The sequence below is a fragment of the Acinetobacter sp. AR_0276 genome, assembly GCF_003000705.1.
Classification (GTDB): domain Bacteria; phylum Pseudomonadota; class Gammaproteobacteria; order Pseudomonadales; family Moraxellaceae; genus Acinetobacter; species Acinetobacter nosocomialis.
This window is the reverse complement of the sequence record NZ_PSQO01000004.1, coordinates 3,485,379-3,506,098: the sequence shown is the minus strand read 5'-3', so window position 1 is coordinate 3,506,098 and position 20,720 is coordinate 3,485,379. Positions and strand designations below refer to the sequence as shown.

Below are 20,720 nucleotides of genomic sequence, written 5' to 3'. Positions count from 1 at the left end.
TAATGTAACACGCTTACCCTTGCATGTGGGTTTAGCTTTTCCTAGACTTAGCTGTACCAAATCTGACTTTACTAAAATGAACGGAAGATCCTATGAATTTTAAGCCATTGGCGTATTTAATCCTTGCAACTTCTAGTTTAACAGCGTGTACAATGGCACCTGTAAAAGAACAAAAAATCGAACCTTTTGTTTTCAAGGAACCAGAGCTTACTCCTCCATTTTATGCGTTAAATCCATTTAATTATGATGCTCCACCTGCCTTTGAAGTTGCTTTAAAAGATGCCGCAGCACAGCCTGTAACTAAAATGGTAGTCACTCGTCAGGACGATCCAACTAAATCGCTTACATTAGATACAAATAAACTGATTGTACCTACCATCAATAATTCACAACGTTCGATGAAGTATGCAGTTTTAGCTGGCGATAATGAAATTGACGTGACTGAAATTGATGACTTCTTACAGCTTGTTGAAGGTAAAGCTCGTCACTACCCGCCTCGCTTTTCTGATCGCCAAGAACGTAAAGGTTTTGAGAGCAAACTCAAAGAAGTAACTCAGCGTTTAGATACTTTAGCCGCTAATCCAAATGCTTCATTTGATATTTTAATTCGAGCATTTAAAGCAAGTGTACTTGCTCGTAACCTTGATTTAGGTACTGCCCATACCACTAGATCTTTAGAATATGCACAAAGACTTTTAAAAATTAGCCCAGATGATCCAGAAACTAATTTCTGGTTTGGTTTTGGTTTGTCTGAAGGTGGTGGTCAACGTGAAGCTATTCCATACTTAGACAAAGCCATTAAAGGTGATGTTCAAGAAGCATATTTAGCTGCTGCAAACAACTATATTGCAATGGAACAAAAGAAAAACGCGATTCAGACCTTAAAAAACTACAAGGTTAAATATCCTGACGAAGCTGAAGTTGCAGATCGTTTGATTCAAGAAATTGAAAAACAAGGTCGTTGGAATGTATGGCAAGTTTTAACAAACCCTGCTATGGCACCAGCTACTCCAACTGCACCAGCAAAAAAATAAGAGTATAAACTTACTAAAAAGGGCTGATTTGACAGCCCTTTTTTATATTTGATCAATTGAAAAATACTTTAAAATTTGTATGATCTGCATATTACTGATCCACATATTTGACCATAATGTTTGTTAGAAAAAGAAACTCAGCGCTCTTCACGGTCATACTCCTCGGTTCAATTCTGAGTGGATGTCAGGTGGTAAATGTTAAGCAACAGGCCCTCAACGTCACTATTGCAAACGAACGTAATAGTATTCTTACCCAAGATAAATTGAGTGAAGCAAGTCTTAACGTTTTGTCTATGTCAGGACAAGAAGCCAAAACTTGTACAGATTCCCCTGATACCTGTGTTAATCAGCTTAAAAATCTTCCACAAATTTTAGATGAACAGCTTTTATCTGCCGCGAGTGAAATGTATCTGGCAAAAGCGATGGCTTTATCAGATTCTTCCGAGTGTAAAATTAGTCGGTTCACTAAGCACAAAGCCTCTGATGAACAAAAAGCAATTCAGAACAAATATGACGATTGCTTAGACCAACAATTGAGCTTACTCGATAAGAGCATTCGTTATAGTTATGCCTACTTATTTTCAACAAAACGTCAGCCGACCGATCGTATTTTTGATAATAGGCAAGTTCAAATACGGGACTTTTATAATCAAGCCATTGCTAAAATGGTGAGTATTTATGATCTAAGATACCCTAAAAAAAATGTGGTAGAACCACAAATCCATATTGGTAAGAGTGTCTACTCAATTGACTTTGAGTTTCATAGACAGTTAACTGGTCAAAAGTTAGAAAAATTAATTTCAAGTTATAACTTAAATTTCTCTGGTTTAAGAACAATCAACCGTCGTGATGGTTTCGGTTCCGAATTTGTGGCTGTTTTCCCAAGTTCAGAAAAAGAAGATATTAATGAATACATTTTAGATCCCCTCAATTACAGCTATAAAAATGGTGTGAATCCGAATATTCACCATGCACGTTATTTAGCAGCAACTATTGTTGCCGAACCTAAAAAAGCCAAAACTGTTGAAGAAATTATTAATGATCCAGAATTTGTAATTCGGGTTTATGATCCTTATCGAACAGATAATATTAATGTCGCTGGTAAGCAATACCCTTTAGCTGCCAACTTCTCGGCTCCTTATGGTTTATGGTTAGCTGAAAATAACTTAGGTGTAGCCGCTTATTTAAGCCTGATTGATCGTGATCAGCATTTAACCATGCCGCATCTATATATGCTCGAACCTTATAATCCAAACAAAAAAATTATTGTGTTGGTACATGGTTTGGCAAGTAGCCCCGAGGCATGGATTGCTCTTACTAACGATGTGATGGGCGATACAGTTTTAAGAGATAACTATCAGGTTTGGCAAGTTTTCTACTCGACCAATATGCCAATCTTAGAAAGTCGATTCCAAATTTATGCACTATTAAAACAAGCGTTCGGTTCGTTAAACCCAAGTGACCCTGCTGCACATGATGCCGTGCTTGTGGGACATAGTATGGGAGGTATTATTAGCCGTTTACTGGTCAGTGATGGTGATATTACTCAACCAGCTTTGAAGCTAATGACTGTACGTCAACAGAACCGCTTCAAAAAACATCCTATGGTGACTGAACGATTGCAAATGCATTCAATTGCTAACTTTGATCGCGCAATTTTCTTAGCATCACCTCACAGAGGTACAGATTATGCAGATCGATGGTTTACTTTAGCTGCTCGTAAAATTATTCGTTTGCCGGGAGCTTTTTTATCTGCTGTAGCGACATCACTAACCACTGAAAACCTAGATGTTAAAGATTTCTTGAATAACATTGATAATGGTCTGATTCAAAATGGACCAAGTGACTTAAGCCATCAATCTAAGTTTATGGAACTCACTGAAAATATTAATCCACACCAAGGCTTAGTCTTCCATTCAATTATGGGTAACATTACTAAAAGCGATGATCCAAATGTCATTACCGATGGTATTGTTCCTTATAAGAGCGCTCACTTAGATGGTGCAAAGTCTGAGAAAGTACTTCCGGGTGGACACTCTATTCAGTTAACACCTCAAGCTGTACTAGAGCTACGCCGTATTTTACGAGAGCATTTAGTTGAACATGGTTTGTATAAACCATAAAAAATAAAAAAGAGCCAAAGGTGATCCTTTGGCTCTTTTGTTTTAGGTTAGATTTTATTGCCCAGAACGGATGATGTAATCAAACGCAGAGAGTGATGCTTTAGCGCCTTCACCTGTAGCAATAATGATTTGTTTGTAAGGTACAGTTGTACAGTCACCTGCAGCGAATACACCTTTCACATTGGTTTCATTGCGGTCGTTGACAATAATCTCGCCACGATTAGTTAACTCAACTTCACTTTCTTTCAAGAAGTGAGCCTGTAAATTATTTTGTGTAAGTTCCATTTTTTATAAATGATCTTTTAATCGATCATCGAACTGAATCGTAAACCAATTCATTGCTAAACGCCAATTTTGAATTGGCATCGTCCATTTCTTCGCAGCATTTGATGTTGCTAAGTAAATGACCTTCTTTACTGAGTCATCAGATGAAAAGATTTTCCTTTTCTTCGTTGAATGGCGTATTACGCTATTCAACGACTCAATCGCATTTGTTGTATAAATTGCATGACGTATTTCGGCTGGATAGCTAAAGATCGTTCGGATATTTTCCCAATTGGCCCGCCAGGATTCTCCAATTTTGGGATACTGGTGATTCCATTGATCACAGAAGATGTCTAGGGATTTTAAAGCATTTTCCTCTGTACTTGCCTGATAAATCGCTTTCAGACCCGACGTAACAGCTTTGTAGTCTTTCCAGCTTACAAATCTCAGGCTATTGCGTACAACATGCACGATACACAGTTGAATATCAGTATGAGGGTAAACAGAGGCTATCGCGTCAGGGAAGCCTTTTAATCCATCTACACAGGCAACAAGAATGTCCTGTACTCCTCGATTTTTTAGCTCTGTCATGACTGACAGCCAGAATTTGGCACCTTCTGTCTGAGCAATCCACATACCCAGTAATTCTTTTTGCCCATCCATATTGATGCCTAAAGCAAGGTATACGGACTTGTTAATCACATTGGAGTGCTGACGGACTTTGACAACAATACAGTCAAGATAGACAACAGGATAAAGGCTATCTAAGGCTCTATTTTGCCACTCAGTCACTTGCTCAATCACAGCATCGGTAACTTTGCTGATGAGAGATGCTGACACATCGGCATCGTACATTTCTTTGAAGAAGGCTACAATTTCCCTATTAGTCATTCCTTTTGCATACAGTGAGAGGATTTGGTCATCCATACTGGTGATGCGTGTTTGGTGCTTTTTGATAATTTGTGGCTCAAATGAACCTTCTCGATCACGGGGAATATCTAAAGCCAGTTGTCCATCTTGAGTTGTAATGGTTTTAGAACTAAACCCATTACGGCTATTTGAGCCTTTCTTGGGCTGATGCTTTTCATAACCGAGATGGTCTGAAAGTTCAGTATTGAGTGCAGTTTCAATCATGAATTTTTTAAAGACTGCTGTCATTTGGTTTAAGTCTTCTGGTGTTTTTAGACCTTTAGCCAATTCGGCAGCCATACTTTTGATTGTTGCTTCATCCATGTGAAGTACCTTTTGTAATTATCCTCTGAAGGATAAATGAAAATTAAGTACTTACACAAAATTTAGAACAGTCCCCAAGAAGTCAGTGTTTGGTAATAAACCAATCTGTACAAAGATTCCTGCAAGCTCGACCACATGCTCTTCATCAGTCGCACGGTCTTTATATTTAAGACCGGTTACTTGTGAACCATCACCCAATACTTCGGTGCTTAACGCATTCATAATTACTGTGGTGTTTGGCAAGCTGTTTAACTTGTTTTGCAAGACTTGGTCTGCACGAAGTTTAGTATCAAACTCAACCAGAGTTACATGCTCAACAATACCTGCAAGGTCAATTGCCGCTTCCACACCTGAGTTACCACCACCAATCACTGCAACACGTTTACCTTTGAACAATGGACCATCACAGTGTGGGCAGTACGCTACACCACGGGTACGGTATTCAGCTTCACCCGGTACATTCATTTCTCTCCAACGTGCACCTGTAGAAAGGATCACAGTTTTCGATTCAAGTTTTGCACCGTTTTCAAGTTCAACTTCAACCAGACCATTTGCTGTTTGGTTTGCACCAGTGATTTTGCTGACACGTTGCAGGTTCATGATATCAACATCGTATTCACGAACGTGTGCTTCCATCTCGGCTGCAAACTTAGGACCTTGAGTCTTTTGCACAGAAGTGAAGTTTTCAATGTCCATGGTATCCATGACCTGACCACCAAAGCGTTCAGCTACAATACCGGTGTTAATACCTTTACGTGCTGCATAGATGGCTGCTGTTGCACCTGCAGGTCCACCGCCAATCACCAATACATCAAACGCATCTTTGGCATTAAGTGCTGCTGCATCTTTTTCCGCCGAGTTGGTGTCAAGCTTTGCCACGATCTCTTCAAGCGTCATACGACCTTGACCAATGTGTTCATTGTCCTGGAATACCATTGGCACAGCCATGATTTTGCGTTGTTCCACTTCGTCTTGGAAGAAAGCACCATCAATCATGGTTGCCGTAGTGTTCGGGTTATAAATGGCAATCAGGTTAAGCGCCTGTACCACGTCCGGACAGTTATGACAGCTAAGTGATACGAATACATCAAAGTTAGCTTTGAGGTTTAAATCTTTAATCTGGTTAAGCACTTCATTTGACACTTTAGGTGCATAGCCAGACACTTGTAACAGAGCCAAGATCAAAGATGTAAACTCATGTCCCATTGGTAAGCCTGCAAAGAACACACGAGGCTGTTCACCTGCTTTAGCCACACCAAAGCTTGGACGACGTGTATTGTTACCGTCAAAACGGGCTGTTACCTTGTCAGAAAGCTCAGCGATTTCAGTTACTAATTCTTTAATTTGGGCAGCTTTATCTGATTCATCCAAAGCAGCAACTAATTCGATTGGACTTTCTAAACGTTCTAGGTAAGCTTTTAATTGAGTTTTAATGTTTTGATCTAACATCTGTTTTTACTCCAATGCATCCAAATTCTTTCAATAGATGCATAGTACGTGAAAACAATGAATAGGTAAAACAGTATGTTTTTATGTATTTGATCGGTTTTTTAGATTTTATTATTACTTACTTCAAATCAAAAAAAGCCAACCTGAACTTATCCCAGCGCAGATCGGCAAACTGGTCAACTAGAGCAACACGACACCAAATACAGCCCCAGCAATCAAAACATGCAAGGGATGAACTTTTTTAATTAAAGATAATAAAGTCGCAATGACTACCATAATGATAAGTAAAGTATTTATTGCTGCCGCCTCAGAAATAATCCAAGCACTGGCAAGCACAGTCCCCACAGTAACAGGTTGTAAAGCAAGCTGTAAAACACGGCGCCATTTTTTGTCTTTGAACTTAGACCAGCCTCTCATTACAAATACAGTAATAAGAGATGACGGTAAAAATTTAGCGGTAGAAGCTACAAGTAAACCTGACAATCCCGCTACGTGCCACCCTACCAACGGTACAATCATCATGTTTGGCCCAGGAGCTGCTTGAGCCATAGCAAACAATGCACTAAATTCTTGTGCCGTCATCCAATGATGAATGTCGACTACTTGGCGTTGCATTTCAGGTAAAATTGTATTCCCGCCACCAAATGCAATGAGAGACAACTGAGTAAAAATGATCGCTAAAGCAAGTAGAACTGCGCCCATTACACACGTCTCCAAATAATAGATGAATAAAGTGCCAATAAAATCAACATAGTCAAAAGTAAGGGAACTTTTAGAAAAGCAATACTGACAATTGCAGCTACGACAACACACATCGCTATTGGATTACGTAATAAAGGCTTAATCATTTTCAATCCAGTTGCAACCAAAAGCCCAGCTGCTGCTGCCCCTAAACCTTCGAAAAGATGCTTAACCATCAAGTTATCTTGGAACTGTTCATAAACATAATGTAAAAGTACAACAATTACGGTAGGTGCAAGAATCAAACCAATAAGTGAGCTCACTGCTCCACGGACACCGCGAAACTCCATACCAATCGCAACAGATAAATTAATAATATTGCCGCCCGGTAAAAATTGGCACAAACCAAGTAACTCGGTGAACTTTTCAGGACTTAGCCATTGCCTTTGCTCTACAATAACTTTGCGGGCTAAAGGCAAAACACCACCAAATCCCATTAAACCTAATGTTAAAAAACCTAAAAATAACTCTGTGCAGGTAGGTACACTCTCCTTCTGCACGGCAATCTCAACATGGTTCATTTTCGTTACTTTTCACTTTATCTGACCAAGATAGAATGATACTTTTGTGGTATATCTACAAATGCTTTTATTTTCGTTAACCATACCCTAAAGGTATTTCTATGCTCGATTTACATAAGCTTCATGCCTTTGTTGTAGTGGTTGAAGAAAGAAACATTACGCATGCAGCAAACCGATTGTTTATCCAACAGCCGCCTCTAACGCGTTTACTCAAAAAACTTGAAGAAGAACTCGGTACACAGTTACTTATTCGTCAACCGCGCGGGATTGAACCGACAGAAGCAGGTTTAGCACTATTTAAAGAAGCACAACTTTTATTAGAGCATGCTCGTCATATTACCAAATTGGTCCAAGACGTTAGCCAAGGTAAAACTGGACAGCTTAATATTGGTTTTACAAGTTCCGCAGGTTTACATCCGCTCATTTCACTTGTATTACGTTCGTATCGGGAAATGTACCCTGCTGTACAAACTAAACTTGAAGAAGCAGGTAGTCAAAAGCAACTGGACTGGTTAATTTCAGAAAAACTTGATATTGCTTTTTTAAGAGCGCCGATTAGCCGAGATATTGGTTTGAAGCATCTTCATATATTAGATGAACCCATGGTGGTGGCCCTACCTATCGGTCATCCGCTTACACAGAAGAAAAAAATTAGTTTAAGTAACTTGTCAGAGGAAAATTTTGTTTTATACCGTCGCTCTTCAGGGCAAGGCTTATATGACAATATTTTATATAGCTGCTATCAAGCAGGATTTAGTCCACGCATTATTCAAGAAGCTCCGCGCCCTACTGCGACGCTCAATTTAGTGGCTGCTGGTATTGGAATTAGTATTGTACCCGCATCAATGCATAACTTTTGGGACCATGAAATCGTCTATCGCGAGTTTGATGATTCGATAAAACTAAATGCGCCTATTTACTTGATTACTAGAGAAAATAAAAACTCAGCTAAAGTTTCAAACTTCATTGAACTCATGCAAAAACTTTTACCGACAATGACCTAAGTTTAAAAGCCAGACAATAAAAAGTGCCTATATAAAGGCACTTTTTTAGCGATCTTTAGAAAATAGTTCAAATAAATTTTGCGATTTTTTAAGAGTAATACTTTTTCTTTAACCAAAGCGAAACCGAAACCAGTGAGATCAACACTGGTACTTCAACCAATGGCCCGATCACTGTAGTAAAAGCAACTGGTGATGCCAAACCAAAAGTTGCAATGGCTACGGCTAAAGCCAACTCAAAGTTGTTTCCCGCTGCGGTAAATGAAATAGCAGTGGTACGTGGGTAGTTATTCCCCATCCGTTTACTCATAAAGAAACTGATAAAGAACATTACGACAAAGTAAATCGTCAGTGGAATCGCAATACGTAATACATCTAAAGGTAAACTCACTACATCTCCACCTTTTAGACTAAACATCGCCACAATGGTAAAAAGTAATGCGATTAAACTTAATGGACTAATTTTTGGTAAAAATTTGGTTTGATACCACTCCAAGCCTTTTAATTTAACTAAAATCAAACGAGTTATGAATCCCATTAAAAATGGAATACCCAAATACACTAAAACAGCATGGGTAATGGTCCAGAAATTGACATCAATCACTTGCCCTGCCACACCAAAATACGGTGGTAAAAAGGTTAAGAAAAGCCATGCGTAGCTACTAAAGAATAAGATTTGGAAAATACTGTTAAAGGCAACCAAAGCTGCAACATATTGGTTATCACCGCACGCTAAGCCATTCCAGACCAATACCATTGCAATACAACGTGCTAAGCCAATTAAAATAAGACCTGTCATATACTCTGGATAGTTATGCAAAAAAACAATTGCAAGAATAAACATTAAAACTGGAGCAATAATCCAATTTTGTACCAATGATAAAGTTAAGGTCTTTTTATCTTTAAATACTTCCGGCAAAGCTGCATAGTCCACTTTTGCCAATGGCGGATACATCATTAAGATCAAACCAATCGCAATTGGAATATTAACGTTATCTACACTTAACTTATTTAAAGACACAGATGCCTGAGGAAAGAAAACTCCAATAGCTAAACCTAAAGCCATTGCAATAAAAATCCACAGCGTCAGGTTTCGATCTAAAAAGGAAAGCCCTTGTTTGGTCATGTTTTACTCGAAGAAAGAATTGATTAATTTTGCTCAATACACACAAATGACTAATACATTTATGCTAAGAAAATCCGAATTTTTAAGACAAAAATCTAGAAAGATTAATCACAGCACGTTGTAGTGATAGAAGGCTGATCTTGTTGTTTTACCCTTGTCTCAATCTCGTCATTTTCTATCACCTTTAAAATATCTAAAGCCCATATAGGTAAATCAGGATTTAAGCTGTAATAAACCCACTGTCCTTTTCTTTCATCCAGTAATACGCCATGAGTTCTTAGTAAGGCTAAGTGTCGAGAAATTTTCGGTTGGCTCAACTCAAGCTGCTCTGTTAGCTCACAAACACAAATATTTTGTTTGTTTAGAACTAATTTAAAAATGTTTAACCGAGTTTGGTCAGATAGACATTTAAAGAAATCGACTTGGTTGATCATATCTTCAACAGAGTATATTCGATATTGCAAATATACGGATATCCATATATAAATGCAATAACTTAATTTGAAGATCAATTTATCATGAGCGATCAATTGAAAATCTATCATAACCCTGCTTGTGGAACTTCACGAAATACATTGGCGCTTATTCGTCATGCCGGGTTTGAGCCTATTGTTATTGAATATTTACAAACACCTCCAAGTAAAGATGAACTAATCCAACTCATTCAAGATTCAAACTTAACTGTACGGGAAGCCATTCGTAAAAATGTTGATCCCTATAAAGAATTAGAGTTAGAACAAGACCATTGGACCGATGAACAGTTAATTGACTTTATGGTGCAGTATCCAATTTTAATTAATCGTCCATTTGTGGTTACATCAAAAGGTACACGACTTTGCCGCCCTTCTGAGGTTGTATTGGATATTTTAGATTCAAAAAGCTTAGGCTATTTTGCAAAAGAAGATGGTGAAGTGATTATTGATGAGCAAGGTCATCGTATAAAGTAATTGAAGACACTTACCAATATAAAAAGCTAAATGGCATGGCACCATTTAGCTTTTTATAAATGAAACGGATTAAAAATAGGATTTAATAAAAGGAAGCAGCTGCTCTCCTATTACCATGCCCAATAAACCAACTAATGCAACAAGAGGTGGAGCTGGTGACTTCACATTTAAAACATAATATAAGACACCAACAAGCAACCCTACAGCCAAAGATAATAAGTACATTTTCATGGTACATACCTTAGAAAACCAAGCCATTTAAAGCGGCAGGTTCCCATACTGTTTTATTTAAAATGCAAAACACGAGCACCCTAGTGCGCCCCAGAAAGACTTTTTGTCTTTATTGTTTACAGGAACATCAAGCATCCAAGCGTGGCTGTGTCCATGCATGCCACAGCTGCTAGCACATGCACACAATGCACTTTGTGACTGTAGTGACTCATTGGAAGGCGCATTACGGTTTTCAGATAAACGCCACTGACCACCAAAGCGTTTTACCGGCGACCATGTTGGAGATGCTGGTGGTAACGGCGGATCATCTTGCTTAAACTCTGCCGCTGCGTACACCACTTTTCCGCCCAAAACAGTGAGTACAGACTCAATCCACTGAATATCTTCTGCTTCAACTTTAAAGTAGTCATCGGACAGAACAACCAAGTCAGCAAGTTCTCCTGCTGTGAGTGAACCTTTGATATCTTTTTCACCCGAAAACCATGCCGAACCTTTAGTCCAGAGTTTTAGGGCTGTTTGACGGTCTAATAGATTTTTTTCATCATAGAGCGGTAAGCCACCCACTGTTTTACCTGTAGTCAGCCAATACAAACACACCCAAGGGTTATAAGACGCAACACGAGTCGCATCTGTCCCGGCACCCACAGGAACACCGAGTTCTAACATTTTTTTAACTGGTGGCGTTGCCTGAGCGGCTTCGGCACCATAACGTCTTACGAAAATTTCACCTTGATATGCCATACGGTGTTGAATGGCAATACCGCCACCCAACGCACCAATACGCTCGATATTGCGCTCAGATACAGTTTCGGCATGGTCAATAATAAATCGGGTCGCAAATGGCTGTTTAGCATTTACTCGCTCAAATACATTGAGTAACCGACTAATGCTTTCATCATAGGTTGCATGAATACGGAATGGCCATTTCTTTTCAGCCAAGTGCTCTACAATGGCTTCGAGTTCACCTTCCATTTTTTCTGGTAAATCTGGACGTGGCTCATAAAAATCTTCAAAGTCACCCGCAGACCACGTCAAATTCTCACCGGCTCCATTCATTCTAAATAGTTCATCACCATCGCCCGGAAATGTCATTTCTGTCCAGCGGCGATAATCATCAAGCTCTTGGCCTGCCTTCTGAGCAAATAGGTTATAAGCAATACGTACGGTCATTTGATTTTGGTCGTGTAATTGCTTAATCACATCATAATCTTCAGGGTAGTTTTGACCGCCACCGCCCGCATCAATTGCAGAAGTAATGCCTAATCGGTTCAGCTCACGCATGAAATGACGCGTTGAATTGACTTGATCTTCAACTGGCAATTTCGGTGCTTTACCTAAGGTTGAATACAAAATCATAGCGGATGGCGTTGCGAGCAACAGTCCTGTTGGCTCACCTTTTTCATCTCTTACAATCTTGCCACCCGGCGGGTCTGGCGTGTCTTTGTTAAAGCCTAATACATCAAGCGCAGCTCGGTTGAGCATTGCACTGGCATATAGATGTAAAACGAATACAGGAGTATCTGGCGCAGCTTTATTAATTTCTTCTAAAGTCGGTAAACGCTTTTCGGCAAACTGGAATTCAGTCCATCCACCTACTACACGAACCCATTGTGGAGCTGGAGTATTGTCTGCTTGTTCTTTGAGTAAGCGTAATGCATCTGCAACGGATGGCACACCTTCCCAGCGCAGCTCCATATTGTAATTGAGACCACCGCGAATAATATGCAAATGACTGTCATTTAGCCCCGGTATAACACGACGACCATTTAGGTCTACAACTTTACTTGTTGGTGTTACGAGCTTCATGATCTCATCATTTGTACCCGTGCGGAGAATTTTACCATCTGCAATCGCAATTGCTTGTACTTCGGGGTTCTGAGGATCTAGTGTTGTGATTTTACCGTTTTTGAGTATGAGGTTTATTTCGGTCATTCTGAACTCCATTCTTGTGAATTATTGTTTTAAAAAATAAAGGTATAGCAACAAATATATTTCATTATTCTTTTTTGATTTTACACGACGGAGTCTGACCGTTTTACATCCAATAAGAGGAGTTAATTCTGTTACTTTTCTTTCGGGAAAAGTAACCAAAACCTGAGCTGCCATTAAGGCAGCGCAAGATCTGCAAAACTCGTTCAATTACAATCTTTTTCAGATTTTGTCCTGCCTCGAACAGTTGCAGATGGCTTTTCCGCTTATCCAATATAGTCAAAAATCGAATAAATCAACTTAAATATCGAAATACCCTTAACTCAACTATTTCTTATTTTGCAGGAACTGGTGCAAGTACTTCGTGTTTTGAAGTTGTACGTTCAGGTGCCTTATGTACCATGGTATAAGCATAGTCCACACCCATACCGTAAGCCCCTGAATGTTCGCGTACAATTGCCATGACTGCATCATAAGTATCGCGATTTGCCCAATCACGTTGCCACTCAAGTAATACTTGTTGCCAAGTTACTGGAACAACACCTGCTTGAATCATACGTTGCATGGCATAGTCATGTGCTTCTTTCGATGTACCACCAGAGGCATCTGCGACCATATAAATTTCATAATCACCTTCAAGCATGGCACCAAAAGCAAAGGTGTTATTGCACACTTCAGTCCACAAACCTGAAACGATTACTTTTTTACGATTATTTTTTGCAAGTGAATCACGTACTTTTTGGTCATCCCATGAATTCATTGAAGTACGTTCTAGTAATGGAGCATCTGGAAATACGTCTAAAAGTTCTGGATAGGTATGACCAGAGAAGCTTTCAGTTTCAACCGTGGTAATAGTGACAGGAATATTGAATGTTTTAGCTGCTTTTGCTAACCCGACCGTATTATTTTTTAATACTTGGCGATCTATTGACTGTACCCCAAAAGCCATTTGTGGCTGATGATCAATAAAAATAACCTGACAATTCGTTGCTGATAGTTGTTCTAAAAGTGATTTATTCATGGGTAAACTCCATTATTCCTTAATTGAGGCTTTTAAAACTGCCTTCTGCTTATTATCAAAACAGATAAAAATGTAAAAACATAGACAGCAAATCAGCTCGAATCTGTATGCTGTACGAATACAATCAAAACAATGATTGCTTTTTAATTTTTATAGTTTAATCATTGATATATATTTTTTACCTTTCGCTTATCCATGGATCGATTAGACTGTATTTCCACTTTTGTAAGTGTCGTAGAACATGGGAATTTTAGTAGCGCAGCCAGAGCACTCGACATCTCTCGTGACTTAGTGGCCAAACGTGTTTGCTACCTTGAAAATGACCTTAGAACTACACTATTAACCAGAACAACAAGACAGATGAACCTGACCTCTTGTGGGGAAAAATTTTATCAACATAGCAAAGTCATTTTAAGTGAGTTTGAATGGGCTGCATATGAAATTAGCTACAATCAGCAGTACCCTGAAGGCGAACTCAAGCTTAATACACCAATGTCTTTTAGCAATATTTTTCTTCAACATATTATTTCAGACTTTATAGAGAAATATCCCAGCATTAAAATTGATTTATTCATGACTGATCAGCTATTAGACACGAATAATAATAAATTTGATTTAACAATCCGTGTTGATGGTTCTCCTCCAAATTTGGCAAATAGTAAAATTTTGAATACCTATCAACGATATTTATATGCAACGCCTGAGTATTTTAATCAGCATGGATTACCAGGCTCATTAGAAGAACTTAAAGAACATAAGTTTCTGATTTACTATCAAGATAGCCGACATAAAAAATTGATTTTTCAAAAAGATCACAAAGAAGTGTCTTTTAATTGCTTCCCTGTGATGACCTGTAATAATGGTGAATTATTATTAGATATGTGTCTAAAGAATCACGGTATTGTTTTTCTTCCAGAGTTTATTGCAGAGCCTTACTACAAAGAAGGTAAATTACAGAAGTGTTTAGAGGATTACACTAGTCAGCCACTTCACTTATATGTGACATGGCCAAACCGTAAGATTTTATCGAAGAAAGTAAAACTATTTATTGATTTTTTAACACGTCAAATCATTCCCATAAAATAACCAATCTGGGCCTTTTCCATAGGAATTGGCCCATGATTTTTAGTTAGTTTGAGGCATTTCAATCTTCTTATTTTTAAATAAATTTAATAAATTTTGCTCTGCAGACACTGTGCTGTTTTCTTCAATAAATGTAGTTGCGTAGTGTTCTAAATGCTCTTCCATCAATTGAGTTGCGCGCTTTTCATCGCCTTGTTCAATGGCTTCTAAAATTGCACGGTGTTCATCTGCCGAACAGTTATTATGTTTTGGAATCTCATACAATCCAATTAATAACGAAGTTCTCGCAATAAGCGTCTGCAAATAACTGGACATGATCGAATTTTGATTAGCTTCAATCAGCTTTAAATGAAATTGACCTGATAGCTTAATCCACTCAGCCCAATTTCCAGCTAAACGCTCTTTAGACTCTTGATCGACCAAGCCTCGAAGCTCACTAAAATCTAAGTGATGAGACTTTTGAGCCAGCTTTTTTACAGTGGCAATTTCAAGCATGCTGCGCGCTTCAAAGACCTCTTTTGTTTCATGAGCACTATGTTTTGCGATGAGTGCCCCACGATTGGGCTGAATTTCAATAACCTTATCATGGGCAAGTTTGACAAAAACACGTCTTAACACGCCTCGTGTTACACCGAAAGCTTCACATAAAGGTGCTTCAACTAAACGTGCACCAGGGGCAAGTTGTCGATTTAAAATAGCATCTACAATAGCGTTATATATATGGTCATCAATTTCATCATTGCTCATTTCTACGGCTTTTTTTGGTGCACTCGATGACATTGATTTCTCCATTTTTATTAACGTCTCCTCTTTTTAGAACTTTATCTATTTTGAATAGTGTAAGTTTAACTTAAGCATTTGGAAATATTTCTCTAACTTTCACAATATCTATACTGAGCTGAATAATTCAATATTAGATCTCTAAATATCTACTTATACACCTAAATTTATTTACTTTTTATAAAAAATTAAGCACGTCTCAGTTTATAAATTTGTCTATTCATATCCCGAAATCGTATCAAGCTAAATCACTCATCAATACTACATCTCAAGTTTGGCATAACTTTTGCTCAATGAATTGTGCACAATCTAAATAAAACATTGTGCACAATTTTAATTTCATTCTTTTAGTCAGTATTTCAAGCTGCTGAAGAACGTGCCCGCCCAACATAGGGAAGTGAGTGTTCAAGATGAATAATACCGAAGCAATAATTAAACCTTCTTATGATGCAAAGCTAACAAATCAAGACTTAGCTCCTTTAAAAAAGCAAACTTGGGGTGCTTATAATATTTTTGCCTTCTGGATGTCTGATGTTCATAGTGTCGGCGGTTATGTTATGGCTGGAAGCCTTTTTGCACTAGGGCTAAATAGCTGGCAGGTACTTCTATCTTTACTGATCGGCATTGCAATTGTTCAGTTTTTTACAAATCTGATTGCTAAGTCTAGCCAACAAACTGGTACACCCTATCCTGTGATTTGCCGTGCCACTTTCGGTGTGCTTGGTGCAAATATTCCTGCTGTTATCCGCGGTCTTATTGCTGTGGCTTGGTATGGCATTCAAACCTATCTGGCCTCAAGTGCTTTCTTATTGGTCATTTTAAAATTCTTTCCAGAATGGACAGCTTATGCCGATGCTTCAACTTACGGCTTTCTCGGGCTTTCCTATTTAGGATGGGTTGGCTTCATGCTGCTTTGGCTACTGCAAGCGATTGTTTTCTGGTCTGGCATGGACAGTATTCGTAAGTTCATTGACTGGGCGGGTCCGGCTGTCTACGTTGTAATGTTTGCGATGGCAGTATGGCTCATTTGGAAAGCTGGTTGGCAAAATATTGATTTAAACTTGAGTGGTGTTCAATACGACGGGTTTGCGGTTGTACCAGTCATGATTGGTGCTATTGCGCTTGTTGTTTCATATTTTTCAGGGCCTATGCTGAACTTTGGTGACTTTTCTCGTTATGGCAAAAGTTTTAATGCCATTAAAATGGGGAACTTTCTTGGACTACCGATTAACTTCTTAGGCTTTTCGTTACTTACTGTGGTGTGTATTGCGGCAACGCTTCCAGTATATGGCAAGCTCATTACCGACCCTGTCGAGATGGTTGGAAAACTTGATAATACATTTGTAGTCATTTTAGGTAGTTTGACCTTAATGATTGCTACCATTGGGATTAATATTGTTGCGAACTTTGTCTCACCTGCCTTTGATTTTTCTAATGTTTCACCAAGCAAAATTAGCTGGCGTATGGGTGGAATGATTGCAGCAGTAGGTTCAATTTTCATTACCCCATGGAATTTGTTCAATAACCCTCAAGTGATCCATTACACCATTGATATTTTAGGTGCATTTATCGGTCCACTTTTTGGTGTATTGCTCGCCGATTTTTACCTCGTTAAAAAACAGAAAATCGTGGTAGATGATTTATATACTTTAGATACTCAAGGCTCGTATTGGTACAAAAATGGTTATAACCACTCTGCTTTTTATGCCTTAATTCCAGCTTCATTAATTCCTATTCTCTGCGTACTTTTACCACAACTATCGGGGCTAGCTAATTTCACATGGTTTATTGGTATGGGATTTGGTTTTGTTATTTACCGATTTCTTAACCAACCGCTTAGCCATGCTAAATCAGCAATGACTAAGGTAAAAGTACAATGAAAATTAAAATTATTAATCCCAATACTACTCAAAGCATGACAGACAAAATTGCAGCATCAGCAAATATAGTTGCAGGTTCTGGTACTCAAATTATTGCTGTGAGTCCTCAAATGGGCCCTGCAACGATTGAAAGTTATTATGATGAAGCACTAAGTGCCGTAGGTGTGTTAGAGGAAATCCGCCAAGGTGAACAGCTAAATGTAGATGCCTATATCATTGCCTGTTTTGGTGATCCCGCGCTTTATGCTGCCCGTGAAATGACGTCAGCACCGGTGATTGGGATTGCCGAAGCAGCTATGCGAACTGCAAGTTATGTAAGTACTGGTTTTAGTGTGATCACCACCTTACAACGTACAGTGAATATGAGCTGGCATCTGGCTCATCGCTATGGTGCTCACCCCTTTTGCAAAAATGTTCGGGCATGTGACATTGCAGTTGAAGAGTTGGAGCTTCCTAACTCAGACGCTTATCGGACCATACGAGATGAGTGCAAAAAAGCGCTCGTTGAAGATAAAAGCGATGCGATTGTTTTGGGCTGTGCAGGTATGAGTGATTTATGTCTAAAGCTACAAAACGAGTTGGGAGTAATCGTTATTGACGGCGTTGCAGCAGCCGTTAAACAAGCTGAAATGTTAGTCCAGTTAAATTTAAAAACCAGCAAAATTGGTGATTGGGCTTCACCTCCTGTAAAGAACTACACAGGCATATTGTCAGGATTTGGAATGCGCTAAAGAGTTATTGTTTCAATTCCAGCTCAAAATTCAGAGTTGGAATTGAAACAAAGAATAATTAAAAGAATTAAGCCTCTGCTAACTCTGGCTGTTGTTCTTCTTTATAAAATGGCACATCACCATTAATAGTTGCGCGGTGCATAATTCGATGGGCATCGCCATAATCAAATAATGCTTTATGTTGTGTGCAACGGTTATCCCAAATCGCGACGTCACCGTCTTGCCATTTCCAGCGTAAATGAAATTGCTCTTGGGTCGCATGTTCAAACAAGAAATTAAGTAATTGCTCACTTTCTTGTTCAGGTAACTCATTAATATGTGTGGTAAAACCCTCACTTACGAACAACAAAGGCTCACCTGTAACCGGATGAGTACGCACCACTGGGTGAACCACTGGCGGGTTACGCTTAAAGGTTTGCAAAAGCTTTTCACGTTCTTCTTCGTTATGGGCAAAACGTTCAAGTGGAAAAGACTTACGAATATCGTGTGTTGCAGTTAAGCCACGCAATTTTTGCTGTAACTCAAGCGGGAGTCCTTTAAAAGCTGCTGTGTTGCTCGACCATAATGTATCGCCGCCTACAGGTGGAATTTTAATGGCTTGCAACACACAACCTAAAGGTGGAGTTTTACTAAAAGTCACATCTGTGTGCCAAAGTTCATTATCACGCAAATCTTGTTTCCAACTGTCGAGCACCATCACCTCAGGTACATCTTCAATTGAAGGATAAATCGGGTGCACATGTAAGGTGCCAAAACTACGTGCCAAGTCTGCTTGTACTTGTGGTGCTAATTGTTGCTTTCGAAAAAAAATGACCTGATGATCAAGCAAAGCCTGCTGGATTTGTTGCGTTGTCTGTTCATTTAACGCATTCAAATCAATATCGTGAATAATTGCGCCAATGGTAGGCTTGATCACTTCTATATTTAAGTTTGCCACTACTGTATTCATCTTCTTTACTACAACTGCTGACCATACCAAGGAGAAAACTGTTTTTGTAACCAACGTAAAAACAGCTCAAAACTAACTGCGACAATCGCAATCACAATAATGCCCAGAATCACCGTATCGGTAATTAAGAACTGCGCTGCCGATTGCACCATAAAACCAATACCGCGGTCCGCTGCAACCAATTCTGCTGCAACTAATGTTGACCAGCCCACCCCAAGACCAATACGAATACCGGTAATAATATGAGGTAAAGCCGTTGGTAAAATGACATGCCAAAAGACTTGTGACTGACTTGCCCCTAACGACAATGCCGCACGTTCACGATTCAACTGATGGCTTAATACACCGTGCGCACTACTAATAATCACAGGCGCCAAAATCGAGAAGAAAATCAAAAGTACTTTTGTGGTTTCGCCAATACCGAACCAAATCACGAGTAACGGCAAATAAGCTAACGGTGGAATTGGACGTAATAATTCAACCAAAGGATCTAGAACAGCGCGAACCCATTTGTTCAGCCCCATCCATAGACCTAGTGGTACACCAATCACTACGGCTGCAATCAAAGCCAAAAATACACGTGAGATACTGGCTGCCAAGTGTTGCCACAAAGTTGCCTTCATAAAGCCTTCTTGGCTAACCGATATAAATTTTTGCCATACTGCCTGTGGACTCGGTAAAAATAGTTCAGGTACAACATGCAAAGCAGTAATGAGGAACCAGAGTGCAACCACACTTCCTACACTGATTATGCTAACTGCCAAAGTGTGGTGCTTTTCAAAAAATGACGATAAAAATGAAGCTTTTTCTGTTTGCACATCTGGCTTAATTTTTAGCTCTGCTTTGTCATATTCATAGACGTTATCTTTAGTGTTCATGTAGGTAACGCCTCCTTACCGCTTTGTTTTTGTGCCCTTAAACTTTCAAACAGCTGTTCTCTGAGCTGAATAAATTGAGGGTCCGATTTAATTGAGCGAATAGACTCGCCCTGACGATATCGATTAGCAAAATCGAGATGTAGAGTTTCTACAATTTTGCCCGGGTGCGCTGTCATTAGTACCAGCTGATTGCTGAGCAATAATGCTTCTTCAATGTCATGAGTAATTAAAAAGAAGCTTTTATTTTGTTGAATCCATAAATCGAGCACTAACTGCTGCATGTTTTCACGCGTAAAAGCATCTAATGCGGCGAAAGGTTCATCTAATAAAATAAACGGCGCGTGACTGATCAAAGCTCTAGCAATACCAACACGTTGTTTCATACCACCGGAAAGCTCCCAGATATTGGCTTTTTCAACGTGACTTAAACCCACAATTTTTAAAATTGCGCTCACTTGTTTCTCAATCTCTGCACGCTTTAAACCTTTTAACTGCAAAGCGAAGCCAACATTATCTGCAACATTCAACCAAGGGAGTAAGGCGTGATCCTGAAATACAACAGCACGAGTTACATCTGGTCCAGTTACGACTTCATGATTTACAAGCACATCACCAGAACTCGGCTTTTGAAACCCTGCCAAGATATTAAGCAAAGTTGTTTTGCCACAACCCGACTCACCTAAAATCACGGTTAAAGAACCTTCTTCAATGGTTAGGTTAATGTCTTGTAAAACTGGCTTTTGCTGTTTAGGAAAAGTCAGATGAATATGTTTGGCTTCTAATACGCTCATGACAACTC

The 20,720-nt window shown here is 39.1% G+C and carries 19 protein-coding genes and 2 pseudogenes; 7 read left to right on the top strand and 14 right to left on the bottom strand.

Going from position 1 to position 20,720, the window contains the following annotated elements:
• Positions 1 to 92 precede the first annotated feature (92 nt).
• Both CSB87_RS17730 and CSB87_RS17725 read left to right on the top strand, forming a co-directional pair.
• Positions 93 to 1,034, top strand: coding sequence for an ABUW_2363 family tetratricopeptide repeat lipoprotein (locus CSB87_RS17730; protein WP_146128710.1), 942 nt, complete (start codon positions 93 to 95; stop codon positions 1,032 to 1,034).
• A 116-nt stretch (positions 1,035 to 1,150) separates the two neighbouring features.
• On the top strand, positions 1,151 to 3,157 hold the full coding sequence (locus CSB87_RS17725) for an esterase/lipase family protein (protein ID WP_029769059.1): 2,007 nt from the start codon (positions 1,151 to 1,153) through the stop codon (positions 3,155 to 3,157).
• Between the two features lie 54 nt (positions 3,158 to 3,211).
• Here the strand turns inward: CSB87_RS17725 and CSB87_RS17720 are convergent.
• From CSB87_RS17720 to CSB87_RS17700, 5 genes and pseudogenes are all read right to left on the bottom strand, one after another.
• A pseudogene (locus CSB87_RS17720) lies at positions 3,212 to 3,409 on the bottom strand (FAD-dependent oxidoreductase); the annotation flags it as partial.
• Positions 3,410 to 3,445: 36 nt separating this feature from the next.
• Positions 3,446 to 4,654, bottom strand: a complete 1,209-nt coding sequence (locus CSB87_RS17715; protein ID WP_000343018.1) for an IS256-like element ISAba26 family transposase — start codon at positions 4,652 to 4,654, stop codon at positions 3,446 to 3,448.
• Between the two features lie 75 nt (positions 4,655 to 4,729).
• A pseudogene (gene ahpF / locus CSB87_RS17710) lies at positions 4,730 to 6,103 on the bottom strand (alkyl hydroperoxide reductase subunit F); the annotation flags it as partial.
• Between the two features lie 180 nt (positions 6,104 to 6,283).
• Positions 6,284 to 6,805, bottom strand: a complete 522-nt coding sequence (locus CSB87_RS17705; RefSeq protein ID WP_004702206.1) for a chromate transporter — start codon at positions 6,803 to 6,805, stop codon at positions 6,284 to 6,286.
• Positions 6,805 to 7,365 carry a chromate transporter gene (locus tag CSB87_RS17700; protein ID WP_004709256.1) on the bottom strand — a complete coding sequence of 187 codons (561 nt, stop codon included), beginning with the start codon at positions 7,363 to 7,365 and terminating at the stop codon, positions 6,805 to 6,807. Before CSB87_RS17700 ends, CSB87_RS17705 begins: the two co-directional genes overlap by 1 nt.
• Positions 7,366 to 7,466: 101 nt before the next feature.
• On the opposite strand from CSB87_RS17700, the gene CSB87_RS17695 reads away from it, so the two are divergent.
• The gene (locus CSB87_RS17695; RefSeq protein WP_004887596.1) at positions 7,467 to 8,369 is read left to right on the top strand and encodes a LysR family transcriptional regulator; all 903 of its coding nucleotides are present in this window, start codon (positions 7,467 to 7,469) and stop codon (positions 8,367 to 8,369) included.
• Between the two features lie 88 nt (positions 8,370 to 8,457).
• On the opposite strand, the gene arsB is transcribed toward CSB87_RS17695, so the two are convergent.
• Both arsB and CSB87_RS17685 read right to left on the bottom strand, forming a co-directional pair.
• Positions 8,458 to 9,492: an ACR3 family arsenite efflux transporter gene (gene arsB / locus CSB87_RS17690; protein ID WP_004887597.1), complete on the bottom strand. Its 1,035-nt coding sequence runs from the start codon at positions 9,490 to 9,492 to the stop codon at positions 8,458 to 8,460.
• Between the two features lie 104 nt (positions 9,493 to 9,596).
• Entirely contained in the window at positions 9,597 to 9,926 is a 330-nt protein-coding gene (locus CSB87_RS17685; RefSeq protein WP_006580988.1) for an ArsR/SmtB family transcription factor, read from the bottom strand.
• Positions 9,927 to 10,010: 84 nt separating this feature from the next.
• Here CSB87_RS17685 and arsC point away from each other — a divergent pair, with 84 nt between their 5' ends.
• Positions 10,011 to 10,439 (top strand): arsenate reductase (glutaredoxin), encoded by a 429-nt coding sequence (gene arsC, locus CSB87_RS17680; RefSeq protein ID WP_004887599.1) that lies wholly within the window; start codon positions 10,011 to 10,013, stop codon positions 10,437 to 10,439.
• Positions 10,440 to 10,508: 69 nt separating this feature from the next.
• Here arsC and CSB87_RS17675 read toward each other — a convergent pair whose 3' ends face one another.
• From CSB87_RS17675 to CSB87_RS17665, 3 genes are all read right to left on the bottom strand, one after another.
• The gene (locus CSB87_RS17675) at positions 10,509 to 10,670 is read right to left on the bottom strand and encodes a DUF1427 family protein (RefSeq protein ID WP_000784879.1); all 162 of its coding nucleotides are present in this window, start codon (positions 10,668 to 10,670) and stop codon (positions 10,509 to 10,511) included.
• Between the two features lie 57 nt (positions 10,671 to 10,727).
• On the bottom strand, positions 10,728 to 12,602 hold the full coding sequence (locus CSB87_RS17670) for an amidohydrolase (RefSeq protein ID WP_004887600.1): 1,875 nt from the start codon (positions 12,600 to 12,602) through the stop codon (positions 10,728 to 10,730).
• A 331-nt stretch (positions 12,603 to 12,933) separates the two neighbouring features.
• The gene (locus CSB87_RS17665; RefSeq protein WP_004887601.1) at positions 12,934 to 13,620 is read right to left on the bottom strand and encodes a hydrolase; all 687 of its coding nucleotides are present in this window, start codon (positions 13,618 to 13,620) and stop codon (positions 12,934 to 12,936) included.
• Between the two features lie 195 nt (positions 13,621 to 13,815).
• Here CSB87_RS17665 and CSB87_RS17660 point away from each other — a divergent pair, with 195 nt between their 5' ends.
• Complete coding sequence (locus CSB87_RS17660) at positions 13,816 to 14,706, top strand: LysR family transcriptional regulator (protein ID WP_004887602.1); 891 nt, start codon at positions 13,816 to 13,818, stop codon at positions 14,704 to 14,706.
• Positions 14,707 to 14,745: 39 nt separating this feature from the next.
• Here CSB87_RS17660 and CSB87_RS17655 read toward each other — a convergent pair whose 3' ends face one another.
• Positions 14,746 to 15,495 (bottom strand): GntR family transcriptional regulator, encoded by a 750-nt coding sequence (locus CSB87_RS17655; RefSeq protein ID WP_006580986.1) that lies wholly within the window; start codon positions 15,493 to 15,495, stop codon positions 14,746 to 14,748.
• 398 nt (positions 15,496 to 15,893) lie between these two features.
• Here CSB87_RS17655 and CSB87_RS17650 point away from each other — a divergent pair, with 398 nt between their 5' ends.
• On the top strand, positions 15,894 to 17,363 hold the full coding sequence (locus tag CSB87_RS17650; protein WP_004887604.1) for an NCS1 family nucleobase:cation symporter-1: 1,470 nt from the start codon (positions 15,894 to 15,896) through the stop codon (positions 17,361 to 17,363).
• Complete coding sequence (locus CSB87_RS17645) at positions 17,360 to 18,094, top strand: aspartate/glutamate racemase family protein (protein ID WP_004887605.1); 735 nt, start codon at positions 17,360 to 17,362, stop codon at positions 18,092 to 18,094. The genes CSB87_RS17650 and CSB87_RS17645 overlap by 4 nt, the downstream gene beginning before the upstream one ends.
• A gap of 67 nt (positions 18,095 to 18,161) precedes the next feature.
• Here the strand turns inward: CSB87_RS17645 and tauD are convergent, their stop codons facing one another.
• From tauD to CSB87_RS17630, 3 genes are read right to left on the bottom strand one after another with little or no spacing between them, the layout of a single operon-like run.
• The gene (gene tauD, locus CSB87_RS17640) at positions 18,162 to 19,043 is read right to left on the bottom strand and encodes a taurine dioxygenase (protein WP_004887606.1); all 882 of its coding nucleotides are present in this window, start codon (positions 19,041 to 19,043) and stop codon (positions 18,162 to 18,164) included.
• A gap of 8 nt (positions 19,044 to 19,051) precedes the next feature.
• Positions 19,052 to 19,921 carry a taurine ABC transporter permease TauC gene (gene tauC, locus CSB87_RS17635; RefSeq protein WP_004887608.1) on the bottom strand — a complete coding sequence of 290 codons (870 nt, stop codon included), beginning with the start codon at positions 19,919 to 19,921 and terminating at the stop codon, positions 19,052 to 19,054.
• Positions 19,918 to 20,712: a taurine ABC transporter ATP-binding protein gene (locus tag CSB87_RS17630; RefSeq protein WP_000114465.1), complete on the bottom strand. Its 795-nt coding sequence runs from the start codon at positions 20,710 to 20,712 to the stop codon at positions 19,918 to 19,920. Before CSB87_RS17630 ends, tauC begins: the two co-directional genes overlap by 4 nt.
• Positions 20,713 to 20,720: the final 8 nt, after the last annotated feature.